Origin of the sequence: Nostoc sp. PA-18-2419, from assembly GCF_005869855.1 — a bacterium.
GTDB lineage: Bacteria > Cyanobacteriota > Cyanobacteriia > Cyanobacteriales > Nostocaceae > Nostoc.
Window position 1 is genome coordinate 41,212 of the sequence record NZ_SZNH01000029.1, and the last position, 20,886, is coordinate 62,097.

Below are 20,886 nucleotides of genomic sequence, written 5' to 3' on the forward strand. Positions count from 1 at the left end.
ACTGAGTATATATTTTTGCAATTATCTAATTATATGATATTTTTAAATTATCATGTAAGTGATAATTTTTGACTATAAAATTTTAAAATTTCCAAATTATCTCAAATCTGAAAAAATTGTATGAATAATCAGTACATACCATATTTGATAAATAAATCTTTGATTAATGGTGCAACTCCAGCAACCATATATTTTGAATTCTTAGTTTTTAGATAATATATTAAGGAGCATATTAGTTAAGAAGAAACACCAAAATTAAATCCTAGCTAGATAAATTATATCAAGTCTGCATTTAACGTTGACCAAATAATTACTAATTCGTAATTCGTAATACTCGCCGAAGGCGAGAAGCAAGCTACGTAATTTGTAATTAAAGAGGGTTCAAGCCCCGCTGATTGTAACTACAAATTACGTTAGCGAAGCGGTAGCGATAGCGATAGCGAAGCGTTAGCGACGGAGGAGCGTCGGAACGAGCGTCATTATCAATTACGAATTATTTTGACGTTGCTGCAAGCTAGACGAACTTAATTTGTATAATCTTAGCCAGAAATACCAATCTGCCAAAGCCAAATCTTCCCTTCTCTTGTAACTAAGCAATAAAAGTATGAAAGGTATGAAAAGTATGAAAGGTAAGATAATTTGATTGCAGATTTTTAAGAATTGTCAAAAAATAAGCAGTTACTAGTATTTACCCCAATAAATATGAAATATATTGTTGTTTTAACCAAGAACCTTGCTAGATAAAATATAAATTGTATGTAAAGTAGAAATAATAGATATTTTTTGGTAGACAGTCAAAGCTAATGTTCTCAGAGGAGCTAAATCAAAAACTGGGCTTGTATCTCTTTTTTTACTCATCCCAGTTTAAAATAGGATAAAAATCATTTTTAAAGTTTCGATAAATATCGGTAGAAATACGATAAATAGAATTAGGTTTAATGATACAGTTTTTTTATGATCGACTTTAAGCACTAATTAGGACAAGACCAACAAACTATTATCCTGATAGCTATTAGTTACGGTTTCTGTCTATGCTTCAATCAGCATAGCTATACAGACTAAAGCTGTATTTTTTAATGTGTCTAAATTTTCACAAGAGTTGATTAACTATGAGAATTTACCAAATTTAAAAATGTTCTCAAGCTAAATATTTCGTGCATAGCAGACATCAGACTCAATTCGGATATTGCTAATACCTATTGCTTGTTTGATAGGAAAATATTTAGATGTGTCTGTAGTAAATATAGAGGTCTGATATAGATATATAAGTGCTCAAATTTGACTGTATCAAAGGTTATTATTTATGGGATGCCGATTGAAAGTTTTTCTAACTGAAGAAGAAAAGCAGACTCTAGAAGAGTTAAGAAAAGCCAAAGATGTTCCTCAACGTACAAAGGATCGTGCCCAAGTTTTACTATTGAATGCTCGTGGCTTAAAAAATGAGCAAATCGCTAAAGGCTTGAATTGGGCGATTTCAACAGTACGTCAAACCCTTCATCGTTGGGAAAAGTTCGGGCTAGTAGGTTTATGGGATGCTGCTGGTCGAGGAGGAAAACCTCGATATTCTGAATTAGATTTGATTTATCTAGAAAAGTGCTTAATTCAACAGCCAAAGGCTTATAATTATAAAGAGCTTGCAAATAAACTGGCATCTGAACGTAAAGTAAATTTGAGTGCAGATCGACTAAGACGGGTACTTAAAAAAAGGCAAAGTAAGTTTGGAAATGTAGCCGTATAATGTCTAATTGGCAAGCGATCGCAAGCGAGTAAACTAAAAATGCGATCGCTAAAAATATCTACTCTAATATTCTTTGGTTGGTATAGGCGCTAAAAGTCCTGCTGTTTAATGGCGCAAGTTCCTCTCATCCGGGATTATAAATTGATTTTTTCTGAGTTCAATTCAATTTATTGATTTAATCCTATTAAAACTGAGCGCCGATTGAGGCGACCACTAAAAAATCTCAGTATTAAAAGACTTTTTACTGGCTTGTTAATGACTTGAAATTTTTATCTCTAGTTGTATTGAGATAACAAAAAACAAAATCCACCTCGATCTCAAATTATCAGGTGGACTTGTTAGTTATTGTTTAGTGGATCCGAGCAGAGTCGAACTGCTGTCCAAATTGGGTATTGACCCCCCACTCATTCACAGGTTTAGCCTATCTGACCCTCAAGGCGGGAATCGTTCATTATCCCGAACGTAGGATGCTCTGATTTAATCTTAGCCAGCAAGCCAACCAGAGAACGCTTGCTAGAGCATCCGTTGGGGTTTGTCCTTAGTCCTTAACGGAGTCAAACTAAAGACGCTCGAACCTGTAAGAGGCGTTTTAGGCTGCTACTAGAGCTTCCCGACGAGCAAATTTTACGATGTTATTCGCATTTACTTTTGTTTTGAGCCTTTGATTTCCGAGAGATGACTCACTCTCGACCTGAATCACAGAGCAGCGTTCGCCAACCTGTCGAAACCGTGACGGACCCATACGATATATATATATTATAGTTTGCTGTTAGGGAAATGTGTCACAAGACGACAAAGAAATATTAAACTCTCATTAATCAGGCTTAATTGTCATGAGTCAGACTACAGGCACAGTTCGCTGGACAATTCAAGATGTTGCAGCATTACCTGATAACGAATGGATTCGTTATGAGATTATCGATGGAGAATTGTTTGTGACGCGATCGCCCCACCATAAACATCAACAGACTACAGGTCGAATCTTTGCCGTCTTAGATGATTGGTCTATAGATTGTGGTTTGGGAGAACCTTCCATTATGCCAGGACTGATTTTTTCGGATTCTGATAATGTAGCTCCTGATGTGGTGTGGATAAGTTATGAACGGTTGGCTCAAATTCAAGATGAAGCGGGGCATTTTCACGGAGCACCGGAACTAGTAGTCGAAGTGCTGTCAACAGGAAAAGCCAATGAAGACCGCGATCGATTAGCTAAGTTGAAATTGTATTCGGTTCAAGGAGTCAAGGAATATTGGATTGTTGATCGCATCGCTCAAAGAATTGAAGTCTATCGACGGGATGATGCTCAATTAAAACTGGTTACCACATTGCTAGTAGATGATGTGATTACATCGCCATTGCTACCTAACTTTGCCTGTGAAGTAGCACGTCTTTTCGTGTCACGAAGTTAGGGGCAATCATCATTACATTAGTTCGCTTTTGGTCGGGGCGAATTGATGATACGAATCGGTTAGTTTGTGCGGTGGATGATGAGTATTTAACAATTATTGCTTGTCGATATCACTATTTTAATTGACCTTAATATTGAAAATAGCTAATCGCTAGTTTGAAATCTACCAGCAATTAGCTATTTGTGATGGCTAGCAAGTGGGTATTTCCTAAGTTAAAGCTTCGGCACCACCCACAACCTCAAGGAGTTCTTGGGTAATTGCCGCTTGTCGGGCTTTGTTGTAAGACAGGGTGAGCGTGTTAATCAATTCACCAGCGTTATCACTGGCATTACTCATAGCTGTCATCCGGGCTGCTAACTCACTAGCTGCTGACTCTTGCAGCGCCCGCAATAGTTGGTTACTCAGATACAGGGGTAACAAAGAATCAAGAATCTGTAGCGGATCTTGCTCGAAAATCATGTCAGGAGCTAATGACCGCACTTGGTTAGTCACTTTCTCGCGTTCGACTTGAAATTGACCCCCACGGGTTGTTAAACGAAAGATTTCGTCATCACTTGCTTCTAGACCTTGAGCATCTAGGGGTAGTAGAGTTTGCACCACAGGACGGGAGCTAACCAACGAGACGAATCTGGTATAAATTAGTTCAACCCGGTCTACCTTTTCCGAAAGGAACAACGAAAGTAGTTGGTCGGCAATTTCAGTAGCTTCCGCCGCGGTAGGAATTTGCTCTAAGCCGCTGTATGTGCCGTCAATGGGTTGACTACGCCGTTGAAAGTACTGTGTAGCTTTGCGCCCAATAAGCACGTATGTATAATTTACACCTTCTGCCTTAAGTTCCTTGGCGCGGTTTTCGGCACGACGAATAACGTTAGTATTGTAACCGCCGCATAGACCCCGATCGCCAGATACAACTAAAAGCGCCACGGACTTAACTTGGCGTTTCTTTAGCAGTGGCAGGTTTGCTTCTTCAAACCGCAGACGGCTTTGCAAACCATACAACACTTGTGCCAAGCGGTCGGCAAAGGGGCGAGTTGCTAGCACTTGTTCTTGCGCCCGACGCACCCTAGCCGCTGCAACTAAGCGCATGGCTTCTGTGATTTTTTTGGTGTTTTTGACCGACTGAATGCGATCGCGTATTGCTTTAAGATTGGCCATATTTTTGTCCTTAGTCCTTAGTCATTTGTCATTTGTCCTCTGTTGCAAAGTGACGCTTCTGTCTTGAAAAGTTCAGAGCGGCGGAAGCTGCCGCTCCGACTTTTCGCTGGGTCGCTAACGCTTCGCTAACAGATGTCTCTATTTTGCCGCCAAAGGCGTCTGTACCTCCAGCGCTCTGAGTTTGCGCTTGTCACTAGTCATTAGTTACAGCAGAGTTTAACAAGCGTAAAGTACACCATTTAGATGTCAAAACTAGGTTGAGAGCCTATTCTAATTCTGAGTTCTGCTGTATTTACCAATGACTAATGACTAATGACTAATGACTAATTACGCTGCTGCTTTGAAGGTCTTTTTATATTCCGTGAGTGCTTCCTTTAAGGCTGCTTCCTCATCGGCATCCAGTACTTTCTTGCTTTGTACTGCTTGCGCGTACTGGGGCTTACCTGTCTTTAAGTAATCCCGTAGACCTTGGGTGAAGCTGGTGACTTTATCTACAGGTACATCATCTAAGTAACCGTTAATACCAGCGTAAAGAATTGCTACTTGCTCGTATACCGACAGAGGAGCGTTTTGGGGTTGCTTGAGCAATTCCCGCAAGCGTTGACCTCGTGCTAATTGGTCTTGAGTAGCTTTATCTAAGTCAGAAGCAAATTGCGCGAAGGCTTGCAAGTCGTCGAATTGCGCCAGTTCCAATTTAATTTTACCAGCAACTTTTTTCATCGCCTTGGTTTGAGCCGCAGAACCTACACGGGATACAGAAATACCGGGGTTTACAGCGGGACGAATACCAGCATTAAACAAGTCAGAAGACAAGAATATCTGACCATCGGTAATCGAAATTACGTTTGTAGGAATGTATGCTGAAACGTCACCGGCTTGGGTTTCGATGATTGGTAGAGCGGTCATGCTGCCTTTACCTAATTCATCGCTGAGCTTGGCTGCTCTTTCTAACAACCGGGAGTGGATGTAGAATACATCTCCAGGGTAAGCTTCCCGTCCGGGGGGACGACGTAGCAACAGGGACATTTGCCGATAGGCTTGGGCTTGCTTGGAGAGGTCATCGTAAATTACTAAGGTAGCTTTGCCTTTGTACATGAAGTACTCAGCAATAGTTGCACCTGTGTAAGGAGCTAAATATTGTAGGGTAGCTGGGTCGCTGGCATTAGCGGTAACGACAACGGTGTAATCCATCGCGCCTTTTTCTTGTAGTGTCTGCACTACGTTAGCGACGGTGGAAGCTTTTTGACCAACTGCAACGTAGACACAAACTACATCTTCTTCTTTTTGATTGATGATTGTATCAATGGCGATCGCAGTTTTGCCGGTTTGGCGGTCACCAATAATCAATTCCCGCTGACCACGACCGATGGGAATCATTGAGTCAATCGCTGTGATACCCGTTTGCATGGGTTCGTGTACAGACCTGCGGGCAATAATACCAGGTGCTGGAGATTCAATCAAACGGCTTTCTGAGGTTTTGATGTCTCCCTTACCGTCAATAGCACGACCTAAGCCATCTACAACTCGTCCAATTAAAGCTTCCCCTACGGGTACCTGGGCAATTCTACCAGTAGCGGTTACGGAGCTACCTTCTTGAATTTCCAGACCTTCACCCATGAGTACCGCACCCACGTTGTCTTCTTCTAGGTTCTGGGCGATACCGACTGTACCGTCTTCAAATTCTAAGAGTTCCCCAGCCATAGCCTTTTCCAGACCATAAATCCGGGCAATACCGTCACCAACTTGCAGGACAGTACCGACGTTAGCAACTTTGACTTCTTGGTCGTATTGCTCGATTTGTTGTTGAATAATGCTGCTGATTTCGTCTGGTCTAATTGATATGCTCATGTGTCTATCTTTTTTGGTTTCGAGACGGAAGAAGTAATTTTAGTTAGGAGTTAAGAGTTAGGAGCGATGAGTTTAGAGTCATAAGTCAGAAGTGATGAGTTAAAAAAGCAAAGATAAAAGTTAAAAGTCAAAATAAATTACTGTTTATTTAACTCGTAACTCTTGGAAAGACTTGGGTTAACCCTTGTCTACTCATAACTCTTGGAAAGACTTGGGTTAACCCAAGTCTCTACTCCCAACTCGTAACTCTTGGAAAGACGCGATTAATCGCGTCTCTACTTTCAACTTTCTAGCCACTAGTTAAGCGCAATGAAAGACGGCGCAGCTGACCCCGGATACTGGCGTCAATTACTTGGGAGCCGACTTTAATAATTACACCACCAATCAATTCGCCATCGACTTTTGTTTCTAGTTCTACTTGACGAGCATTAGTGATAGCAATCACCTTTTCTGTAATTGCTTGCTGTTGAGCTTCTGTGAGGGGAACGGCTGAAGTTACTTCCGCTAATACGGTTTGGTTCAGCTGCCGCAACAGCACCAGATATTGCTGTAAAATCGGTTCCAAGAAGGCAATACGCCGCTTATCTACCAATACCAACAAAAAATTGCGTAAGTAGGGATTAGCGCTTTCACCGACTATTCGTCTAATCAGAGATTTTTTGTTCTCAGGCTGAATAAATGGGTTGCCCAAAAAGTTTTCTAGCTCTTCGTTTGTTGAGAGCAGGCTCACAAGAGCACGCGCATCTTCTCCGAACTCTTCTGTCAAATTTTTCGATTGCGCTATTGACAATAGTGCCTGTGCGTATGGCTGGGCTACTTCGATTGTCGCTACTTGAGTTGTCATACGCTACCTCCGAGTTGGGCGATGCTGCGGTCAATTAAACTTTGTTGAGCATCGTCAGCAATTCCGCCTTTGAGTTGCGACTCGACTCTTTGTAATGCTAGTGTAGCTACCCGTTGCCGCAGTTGGGCGATCGCTCGCTCTTGTTCTGTGTTCAAATCTGCTGCGGCTGTTTGTTTCAAGCGTTCTACGTCTTGCGCTGCCTTCGCTAATAAGGCTTCTTTGGCCTTTTGAGCATTTTCTTGGGCAGATTTCCGGATGCTTTGTGCCTCTGCTTGAGCTTTGGTTAACTGCTCTTGCGCTTGGGATAGGGCAATCTTTGCCTCTTTTAAGCGCCCTTCTGCTTCCTGAATGGCGGTGGCAATATTGGATTGTCGCTCGTTCAGGATATTGCTTAAAACTTTACGTCCGAAGTAGAATAATATGCCAACCAAAATCGCTAGATTGATGAGATTGGTTTCAAAAATGTCTAGGTTTAGACCAAAACCACCCTCTGCTGCGCCTTCTGCCATTTCAGAGTGAACAGCGTGCGCTTCTGCGGCAAGTAAAAAGAATGTGCCCATGATACCCATCTACAAGTGCGCTGCTCGCTTGCTAATACGTCTATTTTCCCGAAGGTAAATCCGGTATCTTTAATCCCCAAGGGAAATCTAGTATCTTTATCCCCCAAGGAAAAAAAGTGCCTTTATTTGACAGAATTCAGGAGTCAAAACAGTTAGGGCAGGAGAATATATGATAAATAAATATACCAACCATAATTGCATTCCTGAGCAATTTTAACTTTTGACTCCCGGGTGCTGAATTCTTACCTTTTTTGACACTTAATAAAGCGCTCTGGACTTGGAGCCAGCTGCGCGTATCCTTTTACAGAACCAATCTTGTTAGATAATCTAAACTGGAGTTGGTCCCAATAGTTTTTCTAGAATCTGCCTACTTAGACCATCAACTTGTTGCTCTAAGGTACGCAAAGCTTCCTGCTTTTGTTGTTCTATTTCAACAGCAGCTTGTTCTCGTTGAGACTGAGCTTCTTTTTGCGCCTCAGCGATTTTTTCGGCAGTAATTTTCTTCGCTTCTACTTGAGCTGCTTCTACAGTAGCTTGCGATTGTCTGCGAGCGTCTGCGAGCTGCTGTTCATATTCTGCGGCTAACCGCTCAGCTTTCGCTAAGCTTTCCTTTGCTTCAAGGGTATTCGTTCGGATGTAATTATCGCGATCGTCTAGTACCTTGGTGAGTGGCTTATAGAAAATTACATTCAACAAAGCTGCCAATAGCAGGAACTGCAATGCCATGAAGGGCAAGGTAGCATCGAAATCAAACATTTCTCTCCTCTTTGGCTGGAGTAGCAGTTTTCATGGCTAGCAAAATCATCCAACCTTTGATATTTTTAGAGACCCATAGCCAAGAGGGGTCAAGGGATTTTGGATTTTAGAGCGAGGATTTTAGATGAACATCAACCCAAGGGTACGTTGCTCTGGGTATTTTAGATTGATGATTTGAAATTTGTTCTACCTATCAGTTTCGGCATATGTAGCAAAAACTGTTGATAATCCAGAATCCAAAATCCCAAATCTAAAATTGTTAATGCCCAAAATCTCCCAAATTGTAGAGGCGTGATGGTTCACGTCTCCACACTCACAAAAACTTCTGAGGTTTTATGCTGAGAAGGGGTTAGCAAACAGCAGCACTAGAGCAATCACTAGACCATAAATAGTCAGGGATTCCATGAAAGCCAAGGTTAATAGCAGAGTACCGCGAATTTTTCCTTCTGCTTCTGGTTGACGGGCAATACCTTCTACTGCTTGTCCAGCAGCATTTCCTTGACCAATACCAGGACCAATTGCAGCTAAACCGATTGCTAGAGCAGCAGCTAGAACTGAAGCAGCAGAAACTAATGGATCCATTTTGATTTTCCTTGGTTTGATTACAGGACAGAAAAATTTACCTTAACTACTAGAAACGTGTTTTTCACGCTGCACCGAGTTCTCACAAATCGCGCTTGGCGACGTTTTGAGCGCATACCGCTCTTGGAACTGTGCTATCTACTGAGAAGCTTAACAGTTATCAGCTATCAGTTATTAGTCGTCAGTTTTGCCGCACGCTCAATAACTGTTTGCTGTTCGCTGTTGACTGAATTTAATGCTCCTCATGCTCTTCTCCACCGTGTCCCTCCATTGCCTCATGAATGTATGCTCCGGCTAGGGTAGCAAAAACCAGGGCTTGAATGGCACTGGTAAACAAACCCAAGGCCATTACAGGCAGAGGTATAAATAAAGGAACTAGCAGGACTAGCACCGCTACTACCAATTCATCCGCCAATATATTGCCAAAAAGACGGAAGCTTAGGGAGAGGGGCTTAGTAAAATCTTCAAGAATTGCGATCGGCAACAGCACAGGTGTTGGCTCTATATACTTCTTAAAGTAGCCTAAACCCCGCTTGCTAAAACCCGCGTAAAAGTACGCTAAAGAGGTGAGCAGTGCCAATGCAACGGTTGTATTGATGTCATTGGTGGGAGCTGCCAATTCACCCGAAGGTAGCTTGATTAGCTTCCAGGGAATTAACGCGCCTGACCAGTTCGATACGAAAATAAACAAAAACAACGTACCAATAAATGGCACCCAAGGGCGGTACTCTTTTTCACCAAGTTGGTTTTTTGCCAGATCCCGAATAAACTCTAGAGCATATTCCATCAAATTTTGGATGCCCTTGGGAATTTTCTGGGCGTTGCGAGTAGCAGCTATTGAAGCCACTACTAAAATGCTAATCACAAACCATGAGGTGAGAAAAACTTGCCCATGAATTTTAAGATTGCCCAACTGCCAGTAGAAATGATGACCTACTTCTAATTCGGCGAGGGGAAAAGAATTAAAGGCGTTTAAGACACTAAGCATTTGCATTCTTCAAGCATTTTCCCCAACGAGCGAGGATGGGAGTATTGTCTTTGTGAGCCTGACTTTTTAAGAATCAGGAATGAACGCAGTTTGCACCATGTAGACGAGGAGCGTCGCTTTGTAAGTTAGAAATCCCAAAAATATGGGCACAATCTTTAGCTCATGCCATTGAGTTGCCAATACAATCAATCCAATGAACAGAGCAAAACGAGTTTTGCTCAGACGGTTTTTCTCACCACCAAGTTGCTCAACATCTTTAGCCAGCATTTTTAAGTAAACCACACCTGTACACGCTCCAATCAAATAATTCAGAGCAATGTTTAAGGAATAAAAAATCCACACAGAGATAAAAATAATCCCCGTCAAGACAAGTGTGATTACTAATAACTTCTGATAGAGTTGATAGAACTCTCCCATAGAGTTATGTGATTCTGTGTTCTCAGAATCAGTTTTAGCATCTTGTCGTGTCGTCGGAGTTGGTGCAATTGGTTCTTCTGACAAGCTCACGGGACTCGAAACTAGTACAGCTAACGGATGATGACTGCACATTCAGTCAGCTGAATCATATCACGATCCGGTAACAATACTTTAGAAAAAAACAATTAACTTCTTGGGAATGTGAAAAATTAAAACAAAATTAGACTCTCTTGCAGTAATAGAGCGTTTAATCAGGCAGTATGGGGAAATATGGCAATAATCACAAATTAATGCCTAAACAACTTCCAATTTATCCAAATTTGCCCTTTTTTTAGTGAGTGATTGTCCTCCAAGGTTTTTGTATAATCAGCATCTTGGTGTTGAAACTAAGATAAGTGTTGAGGAGTAAAGACGCTGACTGCAAAGCAGAACTTGTAGAGTAGCGTCTTGGTGTTAGACATTTCACCATTGCTGAATTCCAAACAATTCCAACTTTTTTAGATGTGGAACACCGAGTTTGTGGGACACTTTTCTAATCTACATCAAATTTATCAAAAATCGTGATGGGCGATCGCCCATCACCAAAAGTATAAATTCTACTGTGATTAAGCTGGTATTAATAAAATCAACTGCTGTTTGATAAGCACTCTAACACCATCTAATCCCAGTTCCACACCTGCCAAAATCTCTGCCACTGTTAAATGAGCGTCACATTTTTGCATAAACTCAAACTCAGCAACTGACAAGTTAACAATTTGGTAATCGTAATTAAAGAAACATTGACTGGGAAATCCCTCAATACAAGGATTAAGCTCGGGAATTGCTGCCAATATAGCGTTATCGTCTGACCAGTCGGCTTTTATCAGGGGAGGACGACCGAGGAAGAACTCATAATGACTAACTTCTGGATCTAGTAATTCTATCAGGCGATAACGTTGGCGATCGCTCAACTCTTGTGCCCGTTCTATCAACTCTGGTGCTTTAGCCAAAAGTCTTTCTAAATCCCAAAAACTCGGATTCGAGAAACCAATAAACTCCAATCCCGAAGCATCAATTAATTCAAACAGCGTCTCAATGTTGTAATCAATCTCCTGGGGATGAACGTACATATCAGCAAAGTGTTCATCCTTATAGTTTTCTAATGACCAACGCTGCTTTTCATACTTGACAATTCTATTATTTTCTGGTAGAGAAGCAAATATTTTTCGTCCGACTTGGACACCATCGCGGTAGTCGCCTTTTTTGTCACCTTGGAGGAGGGCGATCGCTTTTTGCATGAGTTGAATTTCCCAGCGCCCCAACTCTCCGTAGACAAAAATGTGCATCAAGCCGCCTGGTGCTAACTTTTTGGCTAAGGCTTGAATACCAGTAATTGGGTCAGCAGTATGGTGCAAAACACCGACACAGTTAATTAAATCAAACTCACCAGGTAATTGTTCGGCATCAAATAAGCTGAGGTGATGAAACTCAACCCGGTTAGCCCCAGAACGCTGACAACGTTCTTTTGCTATATCCAAAGCACCACTACTGAGGTCAATTCCCACAACAGAAGCTTGAGGATTGAGGTGAACCAAGTACTCTGTACTTACTCCCGTACCGCAACCTGCATCCAAAATGCGGATATCTTGCTTTTGGGGTTTTTGACCTGTGCAAAAGTTATAAGCAGCTAACCAATTCCAGCGCCAATTGTACCCTGGAGGCGGTTCGTCTAACAAAGCTTCCGGCGGAAAGGGGTAGGTATTGTAGAGGTTGGCAACGGCAGTACTAACAGTTTGGGAATCGGACATGATGAGGAATAACGCAGCAGTTTTGAGTTTAGCGAATGGTGGACACTTCAGGTAGACAGATATTAGAGGATTTATTTTAAAATGCGGTGCTGGATTCTTTCAACTCACAGAGGTATAGGGTTTCTTTCAGTAATAAAACTACTGTTTAAGTATTTATTAGCTAATAAAATTTAATTTTGGCCCTATAGTTAAACTGATACAAGACTTTGTAACGATTGACCAATTTTCACCACCTACATTGGAAGTAGCTGGTCTTACCCCAATGGGTGCAGCGATTGAATATGCTTTGGATTTTCTAGAAAACCGAAAACAAACTTACAAAGACAACGGTATTTTCTATTATCGCCCTTGGGTGTTTTTGATTACAGACAAAGAGCCATCAGACTACTGGCAGTCAGCCGCACAAAAGCTCAGAGAAGCACAAGGCCCACTGTCATTTTTTGCGGTTGCTGTAATTGGTGCTGATATCAATATCCTCAAACAAATTTCCCCTCCTCAACGTCCACCAGTTACATTAAATGGCTTAGATTTTCGTGAGTTGTTTGTCTGGCTTTCTGCTTCGGTGAAGCGGGTTTCTAGTGGCAAAGTAGGGCAAGCTGTAGCTTTACCGCCTATGGGATGGGGTCAAATTACCATTTAGAGGAAATGCAGGTAGAGGTTATTTCCCAAAAACAAGAGTTTATTTGTGCTTCCACTGATGGACTAGAAAAAGTTGCAATTCGCTTGAGCGACTGGAAACCCTTTCCACCTTTTTTTAAACCTTTAAAAGAATATTTGCAAGAAACTGATAATCCAGAAAAAGACTATCAATATGTGGATGATTTCCTTAACTCTGAACGGTTAAATTCTCGCACTGACGATGACAAAACCTTACTTTTGTGCTTGTTTGATAGAAAGTAAAATTCGATGACAGTTCTTACGTGTGCCAGTACGGGTCAATCGATTACTCTGCTGGGTGAACCAATAGCTGATAGTAGTGAAGGTAAAGTTTGGCGAACTAATCGCAATGTCAGCTTGATTCATTTTCTTGAATCTTTTGATATAGAAGAACAAATTGCGGTTTTTATTAAAGTTGTACCACAATTAATGAACGATGCACCTAAATGGACAAGAATAATTCATGACAGGATTTTAAATGATGATTCAGCTTGCCAAGTTTATCAACAACTTTTACACTCAGGTAATTTGAACACACCTCATTTTCTCTATCATCTCTTGGAAGAAAGTATTGCAAATAAACTAAAAATTCAAGAAAATTTGTCCAGTATAACTCAATAAATATTAAACTTATACTTTTGGTACTTTAATTTATTAAGTCACAATCTTGGCTGTTTATAATCGAGTTTGCAAACTTTGACTAAGTTTTTTCTATTGCTTCTGTTTTTGTATTTCCTATACATTGACAATCTAGTAAACTCAACAATGCTGCCTTACTGCACCATCTGGTTGGTTTTCAATTAGTAGATTATAAGTTAACTTAGGTACAGTTATCTGATAGCTAGTTTCTACATCTAAATTCATAATATTTTTATTTTTCAAGTTTTATATTGACTATAACATTTTAAGTAAAGCTGCTGAAGCAATGCAATTTCCTACTTTATATATAGTTTGATTTTTATAATATTGGATGAGAGCGATCGCTCCTATGATTTACAACCAATCAGAGTTTGATTTACGCTGTGAATGGGGTGCACAAGGAGTTTCTCAACTTACTTCTATTAGTGATGTAGTGGTAATAGTTGATGTTCTTTCTTTTTCTACTTGTGTAGAAATTGCCACGAATAACGGCGCGATAATTTTTCCCTACGCATATAAAGATGAATCAGTTATAAATTATGCCAAATCAGTACAAGCAGAGTTGGCGAGTCATAGACAACGTTGGACAACAAGCAGATATTCTCTTTCTCCAAAGTCACTAGAAAAAATTCCAGATGGAACTAGACTAGTTTTGCCTTCACCTAATGGTTCTTTTCTGACTTTACATACTGGAGAGAGGCCAACTTTAGCTGGTTGTTTACGAAATTGCCAAGCTGTAGCTGAGTTTGCCCAAAAGTATGGCGATAAAATAGCTGTGATTCCTGCTGGTGAGAGATGGAAAGATGATGGTAGTCTCCGACCTGCATTTGAAGATTTGATTGGTGCTGGCGCAATTCTTAGCTATTTACGTGGTAGTTTATCCCCAGAAGCCGAAGCAGCTGTAGCAGCATTTCAAGCTTTCCAGCAGGATTTAGTAGGATACTTGCAAAAATGCAGTTCTGGTAAAGAGTTGATAGAAAAAGGTTTTGAACCAGATGTTGAACTGGCGGCTGCTTTTAATATTAGTGATTGCGTACCTTTATTGATTGATAATGCTTATCTAAATTCCAGACTGAAGAATTAATCAAAGGTCACATTGATTGGTTTGACAATATTTTGCATTATTGATAAATTCTTGCAAATTTCTCAAGGGAATTATTTCAAATGACGACCCACCTTGTACCTCAGCGGTGATGTAAGCAAACTTTTGCCCACGATAAAATAGGTCACGACCAATTTTGGTAGTATAGCGAGACTTCTGGAAGTCATTGGCAATCTGAGAATTATAAATATTTTGTAACAATTTTAGGGCATTGGCATTTTTTGTGGTGAATTTAAGGCGATCGCTACCACTAACAGTGATTCCTTCTTTTGTTACTGTCCCATTTTCCGAAGTGACATCGGCATAAAAATACAGTTTTCCCTTTGTACCGCCATAGCCGTGGGCTTCGCTGTTGTATCTTAGGGTGGGTAGTTGAGGTCTCGTTTTTGCCCACTTAACAACGGTGCTGATGTTTTCACCTGGAAGTGCATTTGCAGGAGTGACAGCCAGGATAACTGCTATGGCAGAGGCAGTAGCATTAAATAAGTAGTTAAATTTATAACTTTTAACCATAGTACTTTTGCAATAGAAAATGTTGATAACTAAAGCTTAAACCTCCGCCGTTTCAGAATATTTACAGACTGGCATTCTTATCAAGATTCAGCTTTCAGTAGCAAAAACAACTTAGCATCGATTAGTAGTCACTGTCCACTGATGTTACAGATTGTACGCTAGACATCAAGCTATTACACATTCGGCGTTGCTTATTTGAACGTCAGAGGACGACGCTCAGACGCCACTGAACGAGCCGGGAGACCTTGGTCGAGCAGAGTGGCTCAGTGGCTCAATAGCAGTTCCTTTGAGCGGGGAAAACAGTCAACAGACTGCCTCAACTTTAAAAGAGTGAACAAATGACTACCTACTTAGTTACAAAACTTAGTTTTGTCTCAGACAAACAAGAGTATCTATTTGGGATTTGATGCATTAAAGCTACATATTCTACACACTTCTTAATAAACCCGCCTTAATAACGCAAAACGTTTTAATCTAAAAGCTAACTGGGTTAATTTACTGGCAGTTTTGCAGGCAGTACTCTTAAGCTGATAAGCATAGACGCACCGATGTGTCAAGCCTCAAAGCGACCCAGACTTAACACATAAATGATTATGATGGGAGTTTTACAAATCCGATGAGTGTTAAGGCAAGTGGTGGAAGCTCAGTTGCGCGTCCGCAACTATATCAAACCCTAGCTGTAGCGACAATAACCCAAGCGGAGCAGCAAGACCGTTTCTTGGGAACTGGTGAACTAAATGAACTGGCAAGCTATTTTGCATCTGGTGCAAAGCGTCTAGAAATTGCCCAGACGCTGACGGAAAATTCCGAGATTATTGTATCTCGGGCTGCCAACCGGATTTTTGTCGGTGGTTCGCCAATGGCTTTTTTAGAAAAGCCCAAAGAAGTAGAAATAGTACCTGTTAGTGCTGTTGGCACTGGTGATGTTCAACAAGGGATGCAACTGGGAACAATAACCTACGTTGAAAGTCGTGGTGGGTTCCTAGAAAATTTACGCTCAATCTTTAACTCATCCCCCAGTGGACCGACACCTCCAGGTTTTAGACCAATTAACATTGCTCGTTATGGTCCGAGCAACATGGCCAAGAGCTTGCGGGATTTATCCTGGTTCTTACGCTATGCTACTTATGCGATCGTTGCTGGCGACCCCAACATCATCGCAGTAAATACACGCGGTTTACGAGAAATCATTGAAAATGCCTGTTCTGGTGAAGCGACAATAGTAGCTTTGCAAGAAATTAAAGCCGGGTCACTTTCGTTTTTCCGTAAGGATGCTGAGGCTACAGAAATTGTGTCTCAGTACATGGATGTTTTGCTTACAGAATTCAAAGCAGCTACACCTTCTAATAAACTGCGCCAACGTCCTTCTAGCGACCAGCAAGGCTTGGAACTGCCACAAATTTACTTTAATGCGGCAGAACGGCGTCCCAAGTTTGTGATGAAACCTGGATTGTCTGCTAGCGAAAAAAATGAGGTAGTCAAAGCAGCCTATCGGCAACTCTTTGAGCGCGATATTACACGTGCTTACAGTTTGTCTATTTCTGACCTAGAATCCAAAGTGAAGAATGGCGACATCTCTATGAAGGAGTTCGTTCGCCGTTTAGCTAAATCTCCTCTTTACCAAAAACAGTTTTACCAGCCTTTTATTAACAGCCGAGTCATCGAATTAGCTTTCCGTCACATTTTGGGACGGGGACCAAGTAGCCGCGAAGAAGTACAAAAATATTTTTCAATTATTTCTAACGGTGGTCTAGCTGCCATAGTAGATGCTTTAGTAGATTCTGCTGAATACGGCGACTATTTTGGCGAAGAGACAGTACCCTACCTCCGGGGACTGGGTCAAGAAGCCCAAGAATGTCGCAACTGGGGACCGCAACAAGACCTGTTTAACTACAGTGCGCCTTTCCGCAAGATACCTCAGTTCATCACCACATTTGCGGCTTACGAGCAACCGCTACCAGACCAGCATCCATACGGTTCTGGTAACGACCCCTTAGAAATTCAGTTTGGGGCGATTTTCCCGAAAGAAACTCGCAACCCCAGCACCAGTCCGGCTCCTTTTGGCAAGGATACCAAGCGCATCCTGATTCACCAAGGGGCAGGGATTAATAATCAAAATAGCAATCCTAAGGCACGAGGTGAAGCTCCTGGTACTCTTGGACCCAAGGTGTTCAAGTTAGATCAACTGCCTGGAACTGTTGGCAGAAAGGCAGCTAAAAATTCTAGCGTCAGATTCTCCGAAAGCTCAACTCAAGCAGTGATTAGAGCTGCTTATTTACAAGTTTTCGGTCGCGATGTTTACGACGGTCAACGCCAAAAGGTATTGGAAATCAAGCTGGAAAACGGCAACATTTCTGTACGCGAGTTTATCCGTGCTTTGGCTAAGTCCGATGTATTCCGCAATCTGTACTGGTCATCACTGTATGTTTGTAAAGCGATCGAGTATATTCACCGTCGCTTGTTGGGTCGTCCGACCTACGGTCGTCAAGAAATCAACAAGTACTTTGATATCGCTGCTAAACAGGGCTTTTACGCGGTGGTTGACGCCATCATTAACAGCGTAGAATACAGTGAGGCATTTGGTGAAGATACAGTTCCTTATGAACGGTATTTGACTCCTGGTGGTGTGGCAGGACGACAGTTACGCGTTGGTAGTATTCGTGAAGATGTTGCCGCTAAAGTCCAGAAGGAAACAACACCGAGCTTTGTGACACTGGGTACAGTCACACAAAATCGGTCAGAGCCAGACATTCAATTCCGAATTAACCAAGGTGTTAGCAAGCAGCGCGAACAAACCAAAATCTTTAAGCTGGTGGCGAATACCAGTGACAAAGTTGCAGTGCAAACTTTGATTAGCGCTGCGTATCGTCAGATTTTTGAGCGCGATATTGCACCCTACATCGCCAAAAATGAATTTACGGCGTGGGAGAGCAAATTAGGCAACGGTGAAATCAGTGTCAAGGAATTTATTGAAGGTTTGGGTTACTCGAATCTCTATCTGAAAGAATTCTACACACCCTACCCCAACACCAAAGTAATTGAGTTGGGAACCAAACACTTCCTGGGACGTGCGCCACTAGACCAAGCAGAAATCCGCAAATATAACCAGATTTTGGCTACTCAAGGTATTCGTGCCTTTATTAGTACCTTGTTAAATAGTGTGGAATATAACCAGGTGTTTGGTGAAGATACTGTGCCTTACCGTCGCTTCCCGACCTTACCAGCTGCTAACTTCCCGAATACTGAGAAGCTTTACAACCAGTTAACCAAGCAAAATGACGACGTAGTTGTACCGAGCTTTAAGCCCGTGCAAGCCCGTCCAGGATCTAGTGATACGCCGCTGATAGCTCAGGCGATCGCAGATATAGCAAGCCAAAAGGCAGCGCTTGAGGACAAACAGCCCTCGTATGCCGAACTGGGACGTTCTTATAACAATGGTAGMGGTCAAACCGTGGAAGGTGAGCGTAAAAATGTACGCATTTACCGTTTGACGGAAAGTACAAGCTTGAGCGAAAGGCAACAGGCAGTTAACGCTATTTACTCTCAAGTATTGGATATTTATAACGGTCAAGTGCCGGATAATTTCCGCTTGAGCGACCTAGACAGCAAACTCGAAAATGGAGAAATTTCTGTCCAGGAGTTTGTGCGAGAACTAGCCAGTTCTGAAATCTATCGTCAGCGCTTCTTTTTACCTTATCCCTGTACCAAGGTGATTGAGTTCCTTTTCCGTCATTTGTTAGGACGCGCACCTGCAACTCAAGAAGAAATTCACCACTACAGCAAGCTGCTAGATAATAGCGGTTTGGCTGTGGCTGTAGCAGCAATAATCGAAAGCCCAGAATATAGCCGCTACTTTGGTGAAGATGTTGTGCCTTACAACCGTTTCCCATCTCTGCTGGCAGGTAACTACCTCGGCAGTGTGCACACGGCCGAATAAGGCAACATAGACTGGGAACTGGGGAGTATAAGGTAATATCTAATACCCAATCCCCAGTCCCCATAACCCTTCGTAACCTTTCGTAATACTCCTCTCAGATTGCAGCTAAAACAGCAAATCTGAAAAATAATATTACAAAGTGTTAAGAGCAGTCATAAATGCTCAACAGAATGCCGGAAAATGTTTTGCGGAAGGTAAGTGAGTTGAAAAGCTTGTGTACTTATGTAGACTCAAGCAGATTCGTAGTTTTTTAGCCCTAGCAGTTATTAAACTGTTGTGTCTGAAAGGACGAGAAAACAAACTCAGTCAACCAAATTGAAAGTCACACCAGTTTAATTAAATCCTGGTTTCATTCGTATTGGAGGAATCCATTAATGAGTATCGTCACGAAAGCGATCGTGAATGCTGACGCAGAAGCACGCTATCTCAGCCCTGGTGAATTGGATCGGATCAAATCCTTTGTAGCCGCTGGTGAGCGCCGTCTACGGATTGCTCAAGTTTTGACAGAGAATCGCGAACGGTTAATTAAACAAGCTGGCGATCAACTGTTCCAAAAGCGTCCTGATGTTGTCTCTCCTGGTGGTAACGCTTACGGTCAAGAATTGACTGCTACTTGTCTGCGTGACCTAGATTACTACCTCCGCCTCGTTACCTACGGTATCGTTGCTGGTGATGTTACCCCCATCGAAGAAATTGGTGTTATCGGTGCCCGTGAACTTTATAAGTCCTTGGGAACTCCTATTGATGCTGTTGCTGAAGGTATCCGGGGAGTGAAGGCTGGTGCTGCTAGCCTGCTGTCTGGTGATGATGCTGCTGAAGCTGGTAGCTACTTCGACTATCTAGTTGGTGCTTTACTAGGGTAAAGCTGTTTACTGAGCATCAAGTAGAAGTATTGCAATACAGTTGGAAATAAGGAATTAACAACATGGCTCAAGACGCAATTACCGCTGTCATCAACTCCGCAGACGTTCAAGGTAAATACCTCGATAGCACTGCTTTAGACAAGCTAAAAAGCTATTTCTCCACTGGCGAACTGCGGGTACGTGCTGCTAGCACCATCAGTGCCAACGCTGCTACGATTGTCAAAGAAGCTGTAGCAAAATCTTTGCTGTACTCTGACATCACTCGTCCCGGCGGCAACATGTACACCACCCGTCGCTATGCTGCTTGTATTCGTGATTTAGATTACTACCTCCGCTATGCCACCTATGCTATGTTGGCTGGCGATCCTTCCATTTTGGATGAGCGTGTACTCAATGGCTTAAAGGAAACCTATAACTCCTTGGGTGTTCCCGTTGGTGCTACCGTGCAAGCTATCCAATCTATCAAAGAAGTAACTGCCAGCTTGGTAGGTTCTGACGCCGGTAAGGAAATGGGCGTTTACTTAGACTATATCTCCTCTGGCTTAAGCTAAGAGCTAGTTTGCGCTTAAGAATTTAGGTGCGGCTTTATTAAGGTCTGGAAATCAATCGTGAGTGCTAGAACGTTATATTGCTTATCTTGATAAATTGTCAATGATGAGTGTTGGTGGTCTAGTATTGATGTTTGATTTCCAGCCTTTGAATGATTAATTTAAAGATTTGCACTCAAGATTTAGAAATAAAAAAGTTTTCACAAACAATACAGGAGATTTTCAAAACATGGCCCGTTTGTTTAAAATTACTGCTCTAGTTCCCAGCCAAACCCGAATTCGTACCCAACGCGAACTGCAAAATACTTACTTCACTAAACTAGTTCCTTATGAGAATTGGTTTCGGGAACAGCAACGCATTCAAAAAGCAGGCGGCAAAATTATCAAAGTGGAATTGGCAACTGGGAAGCAAGGTGCTAATGCTGGTTTGTCGTAATCGCTGTAAACAGAAAATTTTTTTAGGGAATTGGTAAGAGGTCTTTTTTGACCTCTTTTTTGTTGTTCATATTTTTATAAAATTAATAGTTAAACATCTTTACTAGG

General features: G+C 41.8%; 20 protein-coding genes, 1 other RNA gene and 1 pseudogene. 11 read left to right on the plus strand and 11 right to left on the minus strand.

All coding sequences use genetic code 11. From position 1 onward, the window contains the following. Positions 1 to 1,303 precede the first annotated feature (1,303 nt). Positions 1,304 to 1,738: a helix-turn-helix domain-containing protein gene (locus tag FCR06_RS24000; protein WP_138504215.1), complete on the plus strand. Its 435-nt coding sequence runs from the start codon at positions 1,304 to 1,306 to the stop codon at positions 1,736 to 1,738. A gap of 350 nt (positions 1,739 to 2,088) precedes the next feature. On the opposite strand, the gene ssrA is transcribed toward FCR06_RS24000, so the two are convergent. Beyond that, positions 2,089 to 2,478: a transfer-messenger RNA gene (gene ssrA / locus FCR06_RS24005) on the minus strand. Positions 2,479 to 2,571: 93 nt separating this feature from the next. Between ssrA and FCR06_RS24010 the strand changes: the two genes are divergently transcribed. Both FCR06_RS24010 and FCR06_RS24015 read left to right on the plus strand, forming a co-directional pair. Further along, on the plus strand, positions 2,572 to 3,147 hold the full coding sequence (locus tag FCR06_RS24010) for a Uma2 family endonuclease (RefSeq protein WP_138504217.1): 576 nt from the start codon (positions 2,572 to 2,574) through the stop codon (positions 3,145 to 3,147). Positions 3,148 to 3,158: 11 nt separating this feature from the next. Then, positions 3,159 to 3,272: a type II toxin-antitoxin system YoeB family toxin gene (locus FCR06_RS24015; protein ID WP_223280266.1), complete on the plus strand. Its 114-nt coding sequence runs from the start codon at positions 3,159 to 3,161 to the stop codon at positions 3,270 to 3,272. Between the two features lie 82 nt (positions 3,273 to 3,354). Here the strand turns inward: FCR06_RS24015 and FCR06_RS24020 are convergent, their stop codons facing one another. The 9 genes from FCR06_RS24020 to FCR06_RS24060 form a co-directional block, all read right to left on the minus strand. After that, positions 3,355 to 4,302 carry a F0F1 ATP synthase subunit gamma gene (locus FCR06_RS24020; RefSeq protein WP_138504219.1) on the minus strand — a complete coding sequence of 316 codons (948 nt, stop codon included), beginning with the start codon at positions 4,300 to 4,302 and terminating at the stop codon, positions 3,355 to 3,357. A 327-nt stretch (positions 4,303 to 4,629) separates the two neighbouring features. Next, positions 4,630 to 6,150: a F0F1 ATP synthase subunit alpha gene (gene atpA / locus FCR06_RS24025; protein ID WP_138504221.1), complete on the minus strand. Its 1,521-nt coding sequence runs from the start codon at positions 6,148 to 6,150 to the stop codon at positions 4,630 to 4,632. A gap of 289 nt (positions 6,151 to 6,439) precedes the next feature. Then, positions 6,440 to 6,994 (minus strand): ATP synthase F1 subunit delta, encoded by a 555-nt coding sequence (atpH, locus tag FCR06_RS24030; RefSeq protein ID WP_138504224.1) that lies wholly within the window; start codon positions 6,992 to 6,994, stop codon positions 6,440 to 6,442. Next, on the minus strand, positions 6,991 to 7,563 hold the full coding sequence (locus FCR06_RS24035; protein WP_138504226.1) for a F0F1 ATP synthase subunit B: 573 nt from the start codon (positions 7,561 to 7,563) through the stop codon (positions 6,991 to 6,993). Before FCR06_RS24035 ends, atpH begins: the two co-directional genes overlap by 4 nt. 318 nt (positions 7,564 to 7,881) lie before the next feature. Next, positions 7,882 to 8,310 (minus strand): F0F1 ATP synthase subunit B', encoded by a 429-nt coding sequence (locus FCR06_RS24040; protein ID WP_138504228.1) that lies wholly within the window; start codon positions 8,308 to 8,310, stop codon positions 7,882 to 7,884. A gap of 333 nt (positions 8,311 to 8,643) precedes the next feature. After that, positions 8,644 to 8,892 carry an ATP synthase F0 subunit C gene (atpE, locus tag FCR06_RS24045; RefSeq protein WP_019493624.1) on the minus strand — a complete coding sequence of 83 codons (249 nt, stop codon included), beginning with the start codon at positions 8,890 to 8,892 and terminating at the stop codon, positions 8,644 to 8,646. Between the two features lie 232 nt (positions 8,893 to 9,124). Then, positions 9,125 to 9,886, minus strand: coding sequence for a F0F1 ATP synthase subunit A (gene atpB, locus FCR06_RS24050; RefSeq protein ID WP_189523552.1), 762 nt, complete (start codon positions 9,884 to 9,886; stop codon positions 9,125 to 9,127). Positions 9,887 to 9,946: 60 nt separating this feature from the next. Further along, positions 9,947 to 10,429, minus strand: a complete 483-nt coding sequence (locus FCR06_RS24055) for an ATP synthase subunit I (protein ID WP_189523553.1) — start codon at positions 10,427 to 10,429, stop codon at positions 9,947 to 9,949. Between the two features lie 473 nt (positions 10,430 to 10,902). Further along, the gene (locus tag FCR06_RS24060) at positions 10,903 to 12,084 is read right to left on the minus strand and encodes a class I SAM-dependent methyltransferase (RefSeq protein ID WP_138504234.1); all 1,182 of its coding nucleotides are present in this window, start codon (positions 12,082 to 12,084) and stop codon (positions 10,903 to 10,905) included. Between the two features lie 238 nt (positions 12,085 to 12,322). Here FCR06_RS24060 and FCR06_RS24065 point away from each other — a divergent pair, with 238 nt between their 5' ends. The 4 genes from FCR06_RS24065 (at position 12,323) to FCR06_RS24085 (ending at position 14,464) form a co-directional block, all read left to right on the plus strand. Beyond that, positions 12,323 to 12,724 (plus strand): hypothetical protein, encoded by a 402-nt coding sequence (locus tag FCR06_RS24065; protein ID WP_317616839.1) that lies wholly within the window; start codon positions 12,323 to 12,325, stop codon positions 12,722 to 12,724. A gap of 5 nt (positions 12,725 to 12,729) precedes the next feature. Next, entirely contained in the window at positions 12,730 to 12,984 is a 255-nt protein-coding gene (locus FCR06_RS24070; RefSeq protein WP_223280262.1) for a protein phosphatase 2C domain-containing protein, read from the plus strand. Positions 12,985 to 12,990: 6 nt separating this feature from the next. Next, positions 12,991 to 13,362, plus strand: a complete 372-nt coding sequence (locus FCR06_RS24075; RefSeq protein WP_138504269.1) for an Imm30 family immunity protein — start codon at positions 12,991 to 12,993, stop codon at positions 13,360 to 13,362. A gap of 367 nt (positions 13,363 to 13,729) precedes the next feature. Further along, the gene (locus FCR06_RS24085; protein ID WP_138504237.1) at positions 13,730 to 14,464 is read left to right on the plus strand and encodes a 2-phosphosulfolactate phosphatase; all 735 of its coding nucleotides are present in this window, start codon (positions 13,730 to 13,732) and stop codon (positions 14,462 to 14,464) included. Here the strand turns inward: FCR06_RS24085 and FCR06_RS24090 are convergent, their stop codons facing one another. After that, a complete protein-coding gene (locus FCR06_RS24090) occupies positions 14,465 to 14,995 on the minus strand; it encodes a hypothetical protein (RefSeq protein ID WP_138504239.1) in 531 nt (176 codons plus the stop codon). A 616-nt stretch (positions 14,996 to 15,611) separates the two neighbouring features. Between FCR06_RS24090 and FCR06_RS24095 the strand changes: the two are divergent. From FCR06_RS24095 to FCR06_RS24110, 4 genes and pseudogenes are all read left to right on the plus strand, one after another. Continuing rightward, positions 15,612 to 18,926 (plus strand): annotated as a pseudogene (locus FCR06_RS24095) (phycobilisome rod-core linker polypeptide); the annotation flags it as partial. Positions 18,927 to 19,306: 380 nt separating this feature from the next. After that, entirely contained in the window at positions 19,307 to 19,795 is a 489-nt protein-coding gene (gene apcA / locus FCR06_RS24100) for an allophycocyanin subunit alpha (protein ID WP_138504243.1), read from the plus strand. Positions 19,796 to 19,857: 62 nt separating this feature from the next. Next, the gene (gene apcB, locus FCR06_RS24105) at positions 19,858 to 20,346 is read left to right on the plus strand and encodes an allophycocyanin subunit beta (protein ID WP_138504245.1); all 489 of its coding nucleotides are present in this window, start codon (positions 19,858 to 19,860) and stop codon (positions 20,344 to 20,346) included. A gap of 226 nt (positions 20,347 to 20,572) precedes the next feature. Next, complete coding sequence (locus FCR06_RS24110) at positions 20,573 to 20,779, plus strand: phycobilisome linker polypeptide (protein ID WP_138504247.1); 207 nt, start codon at positions 20,573 to 20,575, stop codon at positions 20,777 to 20,779. Positions 20,780 to 20,886: the final 107 nt, after the last annotated feature.

What these genes read in the sequence shown, in the direction of transcription:
- FCR06_RS24055 (WP_189523553.1), bottom strand. Translation starts at nt 10,429, where the DNA reads ATGTGCAGTCATCATCCGTTAGCTGTACTAGTTTCGAGTCCCGTGAGC.
- FCR06_RS24010 (WP_138504217.1), top strand. Translation starts at nt 2,572, where the DNA reads ATGAGTCAGACTACAGGCACAGTTCGCTGGACAATTCAAGATGTTGCA.
- atpE (WP_019493624.1), bottom strand. Translation starts at nt 8,892, where the DNA reads ATGGATCCATTAGTTTCTGCTGCTTCAGTTCTAGCTGCTGCTCTAGCA.
- FCR06_RS24040 (WP_138504228.1), bottom strand. Translation starts at nt 8,310, where the DNA reads ATGTTTGATTTCGATGCTACCTTGCCCTTCATGGCATTGCAGTTCCTG.
- atpA (WP_138504221.1), bottom strand. Translation starts at nt 6,150, where the DNA reads ATGAGCATATCAATTAGACCAGACGAAATCAGCAGCATTATTCAACAA.
- FCR06_RS24090 (WP_138504239.1), bottom strand. Translation starts at nt 14,995, where the DNA reads ATGGTTAAAAGTTATAAATTTAACTACTTATTTAATGCTACTGCCTCT.
- FCR06_RS24035 (WP_138504226.1), bottom strand. Translation starts at nt 7,563, where the DNA reads ATGGGTATCATGGGCACATTCTTTTTACTTGCCGCAGAAGCGCACGCT.
- FCR06_RS24060 (WP_138504234.1), bottom strand. Translation starts at nt 12,084, where the DNA reads ATGTCCGATTCCCAAACTGTTAGTACTGCCGTTGCCAACCTCTACAAT.
- FCR06_RS24070 (WP_223280262.1), top strand. Translation starts at nt 12,730, where the DNA reads ATGCAGGTAGAGGTTATTTCCCAAAAACAAGAGTTTATTTGTGCTTCC.
- FCR06_RS24085 (WP_138504237.1), top strand. Translation starts at nt 13,730, where the DNA reads ATGATTTACAACCAATCAGAGTTTGATTTACGCTGTGAATGGGGTGCA.
- atpH (WP_138504224.1), bottom strand. Translation starts at nt 6,994, where the DNA reads ATGACAACTCAAGTAGCGACAATCGAAGTAGCCCAGCCATACGCACAG.
- apcA (WP_138504243.1), top strand. Translation starts at nt 19,307, where the DNA reads ATGAGTATCGTCACGAAAGCGATCGTGAATGCTGACGCAGAAGCACGC.
- FCR06_RS24075 (WP_138504269.1), top strand. Translation starts at nt 12,991, where the DNA reads ATGACAGTTCTTACGTGTGCCAGTACGGGTCAATCGATTACTCTGCTG.
- FCR06_RS24110 (WP_138504247.1), top strand. Translation starts at nt 20,573, where the DNA reads ATGGCCCGTTTGTTTAAAATTACTGCTCTAGTTCCCAGCCAAACCCGA.
- apcB (WP_138504245.1), top strand. Translation starts at nt 19,858, where the DNA reads ATGGCTCAAGACGCAATTACCGCTGTCATCAACTCCGCAGACGTTCAA.
- atpB (WP_189523552.1), bottom strand. Translation starts at nt 9,886, where the DNA reads ATGCAAATGCTTAGTGTCTTAAACGCCTTTAATTCTTTTCCCCTCGCC.
- FCR06_RS24000 (WP_138504215.1), top strand. Translation starts at nt 1,304, where the DNA reads ATGGGATGCCGATTGAAAGTTTTTCTAACTGAAGAAGAAAAGCAGACT.
- FCR06_RS24020 (WP_138504219.1), bottom strand. Translation starts at nt 4,302, where the DNA reads ATGGCCAATCTTAAAGCAATACGCGATCGCATTCAGTCGGTCAAAAAC.